This is a genomic window from Salipiger bermudensis HTCC2601, from assembly GCF_000153725.1.
Taxonomy (GTDB): Bacteria; Pseudomonadota; Alphaproteobacteria; order Rhodobacterales; family Rhodobacteraceae; genus Salipiger; species Salipiger bermudensis.
The window spans coordinates 3,340,031-3,348,908 of record NZ_DS022276.1; the positions used below are offsets into that span (position 1 = coordinate 3,340,031).

At 63.3% G+C, this 8,878-nt stretch carries 13 protein-coding genes and 1 pseudogene; 3 read left to right on the plus strand and 11 right to left on the minus strand.

The genetic code is table 11. The features are described 5' to 3' along the window. Positions 1 to 193: 193 nt before the first annotated feature. Positions 194 to 523: a DMT family transporter gene (locus R2601_RS15780; protein WP_007800118.1), complete on the minus strand. Its 330-nt coding sequence runs from the start codon at positions 521 to 523 to the stop codon at positions 194 to 196. A 207-nt stretch (positions 524 to 730) separates the two neighbouring features. On the opposite strand from R2601_RS15780, the gene R2601_RS15785 reads away from it, so the two are divergent. Further along, a complete protein-coding gene (locus tag R2601_RS15785) occupies positions 731 to 1,003 on the plus strand; it encodes an ABC transporter permease subunit (RefSeq protein WP_007800120.1) in 273 nt (90 codons plus the stop codon). Positions 1,004 to 1,323: 320 nt separating this feature from the next. On the opposite strand, the gene mnmA is transcribed toward R2601_RS15785, so the two are convergent. Further along, positions 1,324 to 2,466 carry a tRNA 2-thiouridine(34) synthase MnmA gene (gene mnmA / locus R2601_RS15790; RefSeq protein ID WP_007800121.1) on the minus strand — a complete coding sequence of 381 codons (1,143 nt, stop codon included), beginning with the start codon at positions 2,464 to 2,466 and terminating at the stop codon, positions 1,324 to 1,326. 143 nt (positions 2,467 to 2,609) lie between these two features. Here mnmA and sciP point away from each other — a divergent pair, with 143 nt between their 5' ends. Together sciP and R2601_RS15800 are read left to right on the plus strand one after the other, a co-directional pair. After that, positions 2,610 to 2,909: a CtrA inhibitor SciP gene (gene sciP, locus R2601_RS15795; protein ID WP_007800123.1), complete on the plus strand. Its 300-nt coding sequence runs from the start codon at positions 2,610 to 2,612 to the stop codon at positions 2,907 to 2,909. Positions 2,910 to 3,032: 123 nt separating this feature from the next. Then, positions 3,033 to 3,569, plus strand: a pseudogene (locus R2601_RS15800) (response regulator transcription factor); the annotation flags it as partial. Positions 3,570 to 3,623: 54 nt separating this feature from the next. Here the strand turns inward: R2601_RS15800 and R2601_RS15805 are convergent. The 9 genes from R2601_RS15805 to R2601_RS15840 all read right to left on the minus strand — a co-directional run bounded on the left by R2601_RS15805 (position 3,624) and on the right by R2601_RS15840 (position 8,550). Beyond that, complete coding sequence (locus tag R2601_RS15805) at positions 3,624 to 4,631, minus strand: tyrosine-type recombinase/integrase (RefSeq protein ID WP_007800127.1); 1,008 nt, start codon at positions 4,629 to 4,631, stop codon at positions 3,624 to 3,626. Positions 4,632 to 4,803: 172 nt separating this feature from the next. Further along, positions 4,804 to 5,433 (minus strand): HNH endonuclease, encoded by a 630-nt coding sequence (locus R2601_RS15810; RefSeq protein WP_007800128.1) that lies wholly within the window; start codon positions 5,431 to 5,433, stop codon positions 4,804 to 4,806. After that, positions 5,430 to 5,678 (minus strand): hypothetical protein, encoded by a 249-nt coding sequence (locus R2601_RS15815; RefSeq protein ID WP_007800130.1) that lies wholly within the window; start codon positions 5,676 to 5,678, stop codon positions 5,430 to 5,432. Before R2601_RS15815 ends, R2601_RS15810 begins: the two co-directional genes overlap by 4 nt. A 66-nt stretch (positions 5,679 to 5,744) precedes the next feature. Next, a complete protein-coding gene (locus R2601_RS15820; protein WP_007800132.1) occupies positions 5,745 to 6,602 on the minus strand; it encodes a DUF2303 family protein in 858 nt (285 codons plus the stop codon). A 24-nt stretch (positions 6,603 to 6,626) separates the two neighbouring features. Further along, the gene (locus R2601_RS15825; RefSeq protein WP_007800134.1) at positions 6,627 to 6,956 is read right to left on the minus strand and encodes a YfdP family phage-associated protein; all 330 of its coding nucleotides are present in this window, start codon (positions 6,954 to 6,956) and stop codon (positions 6,627 to 6,629) included. 102 nt (positions 6,957 to 7,058) lie between these two features. Continuing rightward, complete coding sequence (locus tag R2601_RS15830) at positions 7,059 to 7,316, minus strand: hypothetical protein (protein ID WP_007800135.1); 258 nt, start codon at positions 7,314 to 7,316, stop codon at positions 7,059 to 7,061. After that, positions 7,303 to 7,431, minus strand: coding sequence for a hypothetical protein (locus R2601_RS27575; protein WP_007800137.1), 129 nt, complete (start codon positions 7,429 to 7,431; stop codon positions 7,303 to 7,305). Before R2601_RS27575 ends, R2601_RS15830 begins: the two co-directional genes overlap by 14 nt. Before the next feature lie 601 nt (positions 7,432 to 8,032). Continuing rightward, on the minus strand, positions 8,033 to 8,224 hold the full coding sequence (locus R2601_RS15835; RefSeq protein ID WP_007800138.1) for a hypothetical protein: 192 nt from the start codon (positions 8,222 to 8,224) through the stop codon (positions 8,033 to 8,035). Further along, positions 8,221 to 8,550 (minus strand): hypothetical protein, encoded by a 330-nt coding sequence (locus R2601_RS15840; RefSeq protein WP_007800140.1) that lies wholly within the window; start codon positions 8,548 to 8,550, stop codon positions 8,221 to 8,223. Before R2601_RS15840 ends, R2601_RS15835 begins: the two co-directional genes overlap by 4 nt. Positions 8,551 to 8,878: the final 328 nt, after the last annotated feature.

An 8,878-nucleotide genomic window follows, 5' to 3' on the forward strand; every position in this document is an offset into this window, starting at 1 on the left:
GCAACCGCGGGACGCTGCCGCGCCATCCCGCTGGCCGGCGATGGCGCGGCGGCGTCCCGCGGTTGCTCATGGTTTTCTGGGGCTTTGGCGAGAGCGATGGCATTTGGGCTTGGTCGAGCGGGACCGAAGTCCCCCCGATGTCTACGGCGCACAGTCTCGTGCCCTGCCGGAGGGGCGGGTCGTCTCGCTGCCCTCAATGCCCCGTGGTCGCGGAAAACAGGTTGATCACCACGATCCCCGCAAGGATCAGCCCGATGCCGATGATCGCCGGCCAGTCGAGCCGCTGCCCGAACACCACCAGCCCGATGATCGCGATGAACACGATGCCGAGCCCGGACCAAAGCGCATAGGCGATGCCGACAGGGAAGCTGCGCAGCACGATCGAGAGCAGCCAGAAGGCCAGCGCGTAGGAGATCACCACCAGCACCGAGGGCAGGGGGCGGGTGAATTGCTGGCTGGCCTGCAGAGCGGCGGTGCCGATGGTCTCGGCAAGCACGGCGAAGGCGAGGATCACGTAGGTCATGGCGAAACTCCGGCGGTGGTGGCCACTCATGGACCGGATCGCGCCCGAGGGCCAGCCCTGTCGGAACCGCCTGCTCCGGGCGCTGCCGTCGGTGGCATGCTGCCTTGAACGACGTGGGGTCAAGATTGCCCATAAGTGGATCAACCCATTGCCAGCCGTCATCCGCTTGTTACCACTTGGTCACAGCTATGAATACGAACCGTGTTCATGGTCCTGCCGCTATTGCCGATGATCCTGTCGTCCTTCAACGACATTTCGCCGCCCTCGTTGACCGAGTGGCGCGGCTTCATCACCACGTGGTACGGGTTCTTCTGGATGCCCGAGGAGGCGCTGCGCGCCCTCGACCGGGGCCGCTTCGTGAGCTGCTTCGGGAATTCGCTCTACGTCGCCGCCATGACGGTGCCGCTGTCGCTGCTGCTGAGGCTGGCCGAGGGGGCGCTGCTGCACACCGTCCTCAGCCGGCGCGAGCAGGGGCGGTAGCGGGCCAAGGCCGTTCACGCTCGCCACGGTGAGGTGGACGTTGCGCTACGATCCGCGCGCGAACCACCCGCGCGAAATCAAGGCCAAAGGCCGCCGCGCATCGGTCATGCTGAAAGCATGCCTGCGGCATGACCTGCCCCCCGGGCCGGTGACTTTGGGACGCTGGGCGCACAGCTTCGAGGTCCTTCGGACGTAGCCGGGACAAATCGAGGGAGTCCGAAGTAAGATCGCTACTCCGCGGACCGGCGATGCGCGGCGGCATCTTAGGGCCGCTCATGGGATCTTGGGGAGATGCTACGCTAAATGCGCCACCGACGCCCTCAATACCCGCGCCAGATCCAGCCGCCGCCGAAGATCCGGCTGCTGTCCGGATCATAGAAGACGCAGGCCTGGCCGGGCGAGACGCCTTCCTCGGCGACCACCAGTTCGACCTCGGCCTCGGTTTCCGAGATCGGCCGCACGATGGCCTCCCGCGGGGGGCGCGTCGAGCGCACCTTGACCGAGAGATGCCATTCCTCGCGCGAGGTGAACGGCGCGTCGCCCAGCCAGTTGATCTCGCGCACCGGCACCTTGCGGGTCGCCAGCATCTCTTTCGGACCCACGATCACCTGCTTGTTGTCGACGTCGAGCTTGACCACGTAAAGCGGCTCCGTCAGGCCGCCGATCCCGAGGCCTCGGCGCTGGCCGATGGTGTAATGGATCACGCCGCGATGCTCTCCCAGCACGCGGCCGTCCGCGTGCACGATTTCGCCCGGCTCGGCGGCGCCCGGGCGCAGCTTCTCGATCACGCTCGCGTAATTGCCGTCGGGCACGAAGCAGATGTCCTGGCTGTCCGGCTTGTCGGCCACGCTCAGCCCGTATTTCGCTGCCAGCTCGCGGGTCTCGGCCTTGCTCTTGAGGTGCCCGAGCGGGAAGCGCAGGTAGTCGAGCTGCTCGGGCGTGGTCGAGAACAGGAAATAGCTCTGATCGCGGTTGGCATCCGCCGCCGAGTGCAGCTCGGCGCCTTGGTCTCCGACCATGCGCTGGATGTAATGCCCGGTCGCCATGCAGTCGGCGTCGAGATCCTTGGCGGTCTCGAGCAGGTCCTTGAACTTCACCCGCTCGTTGCAGCGGATGCAGGGCACCGGCGTGGCGCCGCCGAGATAGCTCTCGGCGAATTCGTCGATAACCGCGTCGCGGAAGATGTTCTCGTAATCGAGAACGTAATGCGGAAAGCCCATCTGCTCGGCGACGCGACGGGCATCGTGGATGTCGATGCCGGCGCAGCAGGCGCCCTTCTTGGCCAGCGCCGCGCCGTGATCATAGAGCTGCAGGGTGACGCCGACGACGTCATAGCCTTCCTCGGCCAGCATCGCGGCCACCACGGAGCTGTCGACGCCGCCGGACATGGCGACCACGACACGCGTCTCGGACGGCGGCTTGGGCAGGCCGAGCGAATTGAGGGTCGGGGCATCGAGGGGCATGGCGGTCTCCTGGGAACAGGTCGCGAATATAGGAAAATGCTTTGCACTCTCAAGGGGCGGTTTTTAGACCGCGTTAAATCCACCGCGCTCAAATAGCGTCCAGCCGGAAACAGCGGGACAGAACAGAGCGGAACGGAAACGGGATGTACCTCAAGAAGATCAAAGGCCCGCGCGCAGTGACGCTCCCTGACGGCACCATCATGACCCGCGCCGATCTGCCCCCGGCCGAGACGCGCCGCTGGGTCGCCTCCCGCAAGGCCGCGGTGGTCAAGGCGGTAACATACGGGCTGCTTTCGGAAAACCAGGCGATGGATCGCTACGGGCTGAGCGCGGAGGAGCTTGGCGAATGGGTGCGCGCGGTGGCCCATCACGGCGAAGAGGCGCTGAAGGCAACGCTGGTGCAGCGCTTTCGCGCGCCGGGCGCCGAACCGTCCGATCCCTGATCTCGTTTCTCCTGAAATCGCAACCGATGATTGAAAAGAAAATCCGGATGTCTACAGTAAAGAAGCATTAACTTATTTGCCTCAGGGTCGGATCGACAGGACAGAACAAGCGGAGAACCTTCAATGCGAATCCTCCTTGTGGAAGATGATCCGACCACCTCGAAGAGCATCGAACTGATGCTGACCCATGCCAATCTGAACGTGTACGCCACCGATCTCGGGGAAGAGGGGATCGATCTGGCCAAGCTCTACGACTACGACCTGATCCTGCTCGATCTCAATCTACCTGACATCGACGGGCATGAGGTGCTGCGCCAGCTGCGCATGGCGCGGATCAGCACGCCGATACTGATCCTGTCCGGGGCCGATGATACGGACAGCAAGATCAAGGGCTTCGGCTTTGGCGCCGACGATTATCTCACCAAACCGTTTCATCGCGACGAACTGGTGGCGCGCATCCATGCGATCATCCGCCGCTCTAAAGGGCATTCCCAGTCGGTGATCCGCACCGGAAAGATCTCCGTCAATCTCGACGCCAAGACCGTCGAGGTGGGCGGCAAATCGGTGCACCTTACCGGCAAGGAATACCAGATGCTCGAGCTGCTCTCGCTGCGCAAGGGCACCACGCTCACCAAGGAGATGTTCCTCAAGCACCTATATTGACTGATAAGATATTGAAAACATTGACCGCGTTTCTTGCGTTTCAAATACGTTTCAATGTTCGCGTTTCGTATTCGTTCTGTCCGCGCGCGCCTTCTGTGCCTCGGTCGCCCGGATCTTCTGAACCGCGGCACCGGCATAGCGGCGGATCATGGCAGCATCGGCATGGCCGGTAATTGCCTGGATGTGGTCGCGGGTCATGCCGGGGATTGCGGCGATCTCGGACGCGGCGGCATAGCGCAGCGCGTGAATGTCGTACTCATCCGCGCCGATCTTCTTCCGCACCGTCATCACGTCCTTATGGGCAAGCTGATAGCTGATCTTGGTGCCGTCCTCGTGACAGATGATGAACATGCCGCGGCGCCTCTGAGACGCCAGCACAGCTCGGAGGCGGTCTGTCAGGGGGATGTAGAGTTCGGCCTTGGTCTTGCCCTGCGTAAGCTGGAAGCCGTCGCCATCCATATCTGACCAGCGAAGCGCGAGCACGTCATTGATGCGCTGCCCGGTGCCGAGCAGCATCTCGAAAATGAGCAGCGTTCGGCCATCGGCTTCGGCCCGGAATGCGTCGATCAGATCGACCGGCCACGGCTTCCGCTTCCTCCCTGTCGCTTTCAGGCGCTCGACGCCGTGCGCTGGGTTTCGGTCGATCCAGCCGATCTGGATGCCGTAGTTCAGTAGCGCCACGAGGGTGTCGATCTTCCGGTTCGCATCGGTCGGTTTGTCGGCCAAGGCGTCCCGCATCTCATAAACATGGACGGTGCGAAGCTTGGCAGGATCAATATTCCCTGCCGTGTCGCGCAAGTATGTGAGGTGGCGCTCATATCCTCGCCGCGTGTTGTGGGCATAGTTGGCCCATTTCGGAGAACGCATGAAAAGCTCAATGAGCTTGCCGATGTTGCGCTTCGGTGCGACAACTCGGCCGCGCATGAGTATGGCGTAGTCGGCTGCGAATTCTGGTGTTCCCGGCTCGCTGTGGATGCGCTGGCAGACGCCGGAGCGGATGAAGTAGAGATAGCCGCGCTTTCCCTTGGCGTAGACGTATGCGGGGAGGTTCCGCTTCATTTGCGGCTCCAGTTTACGAGGTCTGGCTCAGCGCTATCGCGCGAGGGTGGGGTCACTTCGATCGTGCCATCCGAGCCAATTTTGACCGCGCATCCGAGGCCTGCCCACTCAGCTACCGCCTTACGAAGTTCTGCGCCCTTGAGAGGCTGTGCGGCATTTGCGGTGGAGGGCATCATTCGTCCATCTTCCTTGCCTTGTGCTCGAGTTTCGCGATGGCCAGCGCGGTGGGGCGCAGCTCGGGCTCCAGCGTGTCGTAACCGCGATACCAGCGGCCGCCGCTGAGGCGCGGTAGGAGCGCGCGAGGGATGGCCTCCCAGTTGTCGGGGGCGGTGTTCGCCTTGTCGCCGTCCAGGCACTTCAGGCAGTGACCGTCGGGCAGGGGGCCGTTCGCTTCCTCCCAACGGATCAGGTGAACGGCACGCCAACGCGACTGCAGCGGCATGCCGTCATGGATCTTGCGCTCGATGTAGCCGTCCTTGCTGACCCGTTCGGTGCCGATCGGCTTGTAGAGCTCCACAGCAACGCCGCGGCGCTCGCCTTTCTTGAACCAGCCTTTCTCGCTGCCCGGGGCGCAGTATCCCTTCCGGCCCTTGTTCGGCGGCACTTGGCCTTTCTTGAAGCAGCCGGTGCGTCCGGTCATCCAACCCTTGCGCTTGCAGAGGCTGGTGAAGTTGGAGAGCGACACGTCCGGGCGGTTCCACAGGTCGACAAACTCAGCGTGCGCTTCGCGGCGCGGGCGCTTGTGATTGTCGTGGATCCAGAACAGTTCAGCGTCGCTGTATTCGATATGGTGCCCTTTCATCGCTCTGACGCCTTACCGGTACCGATCTGGGGCAGCATCGGGAGTACGCCGGCGCCGTGCTCGGCAAAGAGTTTCGCGGCCTTGAGCTGCAGGTCGGCATTGCCGGTGATCTGATCGGCAACTTTCACGATGGCTTCCGTGCGCTTCACCTCGCGCTCGATCATCTCTGCGTCGAGGTCATCATCGGAGAGGCGCTCAAGCTGTGCGAACAGATGATTGTTGAGATCGGTGAGCTTGTTCTTCAACGGTGTGCTCCTCAAGCGGTCTGGTGTCCATCGCAACGCCCCATCACTGGGGCGCTGACATGGGCATCAGAGGTCGGGTGCGCGCCCAAACATCAGGGCGAGGCCGGTGCCCTCGGAAGCGCGGAAGGCGATCTGCTGGAACTCAGCCAGGCGGCGATACTCGACCCGGCGCCAGACGAAGCCGAGCTTTAGGCCATCGGGTCGCGGCCGGAAGCGGAAGCTGGCTGTGATCTCGATCGGCTCCTCGCCAGCGAAGAGCGGGATCTGCAGGGTGAACTGGGTCGGCACCTTCATCTCGCCCTTGGTGTGGGTCTCGGTCTCGTAGACGATGCTGCGCTCGCCGGTCTGCAGCCGGGTGCTCGACTTGAAGTTCACGCCCTGCGTCGCCTCGAGGTCGCGGGCGATCTCGATCATGGTGGCTGGGTCTGGCGTCACGATGTCAGAGGCGTTCTCGTCCAGGAACTCGGCGAAGGCCATCTGATCGACCATGTGTCCCTCGAGCTCATTCCAGCGCTTGAACTCCTCGCTCTCGCGAAGCTTGAGCATGGCGGTGTGCTTCCGGGCGCCGGGGGCCAGCATTGCATCAGCTTTCGCCTGGTTGTGGCCGTGCCAGTCGAGGCAGGCGTGCACGGTGAGCGCGTCGATATCGGCGATCAGGACCGATGCGTCGGAACTGAAGCGGTTGGCGTAGCGGATCAGCGAGTCCGCATCGTCAACGGTCACGCGCTGGATGATGTGCGGCGGAAGGGCGTGCGGAGAGGGGATCGGCGTGAGGCTGAAGTCCTTCGGTGCCAATGCAAAGCGCTGGCCGTGATCGCCTTCGATCACCGGATCGGCGAGGCGGGCGCTGGTCAGCGCGACCTCGAGTGCGGAGCGCGGATCATAGGGCGGGTCGATTTCCAGAAGCTCGGTCTGTTCGGTCATGTGGGTGGTCCTTCTGTTGGAGAGTTACTCGGCGGCGCGGTCGCGCCGGGTTTCGAACTCGTCGACCCAGTCCTGCTGGTTCGGGTCGCGGCGGGTCAGGCGGGCATCGTCGTTCAGGAAGTAGATGCCGGCGCCGAGCTCGCGCTTGGGCTTCTTGGCGGTCACCTGCGGGATGCACTCGATCTGCCCGGCCTTGTTGACCTTGAAGGGCAGCTTGACGGTGACCTCGCCGCTGTTGCCGGTCTCTTGGATGGCGGCGAGGACCTCGCTCATGCGGTCATCGGCCTCGCGCAGAAGCTCGCCGCGGCGAAAGCTCTGCATGAATTCGAGGAAGTTCAGCTCTTCTCTGGCCATCGGCCTCTCCTTGAAATTGTTGCCCCCGCCGCGGGTTCGGCACGGCCATTCCTGAGAATTGCTGTTGCGGCGGGGGATGCGGGCGGAATGCCCGGCATTCGGTTATCGGTGGGTCGCGATCCTACCGGTCCAGGCGTCGAACTCGGTGGTCAGGACGTTGAAGCGGGCGCGGGCCCTCTCGTCGGTGTCGAGCGCGCGGCGGCTCTCGACGCGGCAGAAGGTGCGCAGGAACTCGGCGGCGGCGCTGGCGCAGAACTGGCCGCCATCGAAGCCTGAGCGCGCCGCGGCGAAGCGCTGGAACCGCGCGTCGTTGCAGAGGATGCCGGCGCGCTGCGCGAGCGGAGTGTCAGAGGCTGTCATGCTCACCTCCGGCGCTGGCCATCGATCCAAGCAGTAGGGCGGTGAGCGCGTGCGCCGAGGTGATCTCGGTTGCGTCGTCCGACAGCGCGATCACCGTGCTGCAGGTCTCGAGCATCACGACATGCTCCACAGTTCGACCACGCCAATTCCGATGGAGTCAGACGTGAGGTGGGAAGTCGATTCGGAGATGTCCGTACGCCCGAACGCGATATGTGTCGAATTTGAGGAAAAGGTGTCTATTTGTGGGCGAATGTGGCGAAGCGTTGTCAAAAGATGCCGCTTAGATTGCAGCGCTTGGAAGTCCTGACACGCACTGGGTGAGCCTTGTTGATGATGTCTTCGAGCTCGTTCATCCTCTTCATGCATTCCAGCTGGCGACCGCGTAGTCACGAGTGGTCGTTTAGTATCTAGTGATTGGTTCAGTATTTTTGCGGCCGTTGGCTGGGGTGCTATTTCATCCTCAACCTGTATCTGGAGGGCACGAGCTCCTGGCGCTGGTGGGGAGCCGCCCGCGTCGAAAGCGGAAGGCTTATGGGCAGAGGCAATCCCGTCCGGCTCTCGCGCCAGTGCGATCACCGTGCTGCAGGCCTCGAGCATCACCTCATCCGAGATATCGCCAAGCTGCCAGCCGGGCAGGGCGCGGAGCTGCCGGGCGTACCACAATTGGTCGCCCGGCAGCGGGACAGGCGCGGGTCCGTGAGTGATGGCGTGCGCTGTCATTCGAAAAGCCCGGGGGCTGTGTCTGGCGCTGGCGGCGCATCGATGACTTGGTGGATCTCGAAAATGATCCATACCCAGACCAGGATCGAGGCGATGACGATCAGCAGCGGCGGGCGCCAGATGAGATCGTCGTCGGTATGGGGCTCGAAGGTGTCGCACTGGCGGCCGAGGTGGGAGCGATCCATCATGCTGCGTCTCCGCCGCGCCCGAACTTCGCCACTGCCTCGCGGATCGCGGGCATGGCGCGCTGGCGGCCAGCCTCCACGTCGGTCAGCGCCGGAGCGGGGGGCTGCGGGTCGGGATCGGTTTCCGTGATGACGTGCACCAAGGTTGGGCGCCCGGAAATGCGGGCCTCGAGGTCGTGCAGGCGGTTGCCTGCCTCATTGCAAATCGGGTGTCCCTGACGCTGCTTCGCATGAAACCAGAAATCCTGGCGGGTCACGCGATCAGCGGCGGCGGCTTCCGGGTCTGTCAGGAAGGCCGCCTCTTCGGGGAGAACGTACTTGTTCGGCATGGGTGCCTCCATCGGTTGATGAGGGCAATGTGCGGGGTATGAATACCCCATGTCAACAGAAAAGGGTATTCATACCCCATAAAAGTTGCCCGGGCCGTTGAGTCATGTCCCTCTGGAGGCACGTGCTGGGGCGGTCCGGTGCGCAGCAAGAGGCCCGGCATGGGGCCGGATTGGGATAAATTGGCACTTAAGTGGGTTGATACGATTTGGCATCTAGCGCCGCCGTTACCTTCTCGTTAGGTCGTGGCCATGCCTTACTGGAAGCGTGTTGCAAAAGTTGTCCTTGAACTGTCAGCGTTCGCATGCGTGGCGGCCTTGATACAAGGAG

Coding starts and splice junctions, on each gene's coding strand:
- R2601_RS15785 (WP_007800120.1), top strand. CDS start 731: ATGGTCCTGCCGCTATTGCCGATGATCCTGTCGTCCTTCAACGACATT.
- R2601_RS15840 (WP_007800140.1), bottom strand. CDS start 8,550: ATGCCGAACAAGTACGTTCTCCCCGAAGAGGCGGCCTTCCTGACAGAC.
- R2601_RS27575 (WP_007800137.1), bottom strand. CDS start 7,431: ATGCTCGAGACCTGCAGCACGGTGATCGCGCTGTCGGACGACGCAACC.
- R2601_RS15810 (WP_007800128.1), bottom strand. CDS start 5,433: ATGAAAGGGCACCATATCGAATACAGCGACGCTGAACTGTTCTGGATC.
- R2601_RS15780 (WP_007800118.1), bottom strand. CDS start 523: ATGACCTACGTGATCCTCGCCTTCGCCGTGCTTGCCGAGACCATCGGC.
- R2601_RS15805 (WP_007800127.1), bottom strand. CDS start 4,631: ATGAAGCGGAACCTCCCCGCATACGTCTACGCCAAGGGAAAGCGCGGC.
- mnmA (WP_007800121.1), bottom strand. CDS start 2,466: ATGCCCCTCGATGCCCCGACCCTCAATTCGCTCGGCCTGCCCAAGCCG.
- R2601_RS15830 (WP_007800135.1), bottom strand. CDS start 7,316: ATGACAGCCTCTGACACTCCGCTCGCGCAGCGCGCCGGCATCCTCTGC.
- R2601_RS15835 (WP_007800138.1), bottom strand. CDS start 8,224: ATGATGGATCGCTCCCACCTCGGCCGCCAGTGCGACACCTTCGAGCCC.
- R2601_RS15825 (WP_007800134.1), bottom strand. CDS start 6,956: ATGGCCAGAGAAGAGCTGAACTTCCTCGAATTCATGCAGAGCTTTCGC.
- R2601_RS15820 (WP_007800132.1), bottom strand. CDS start 6,602: ATGACCGAACAGACCGAGCTTCTGGAAATCGACCCGCCCTATGATCCG.
- sciP (WP_007800123.1), top strand. CDS start 2,610: ATGTACCTCAAGAAGATCAAAGGCCCGCGCGCAGTGACGCTCCCTGAC.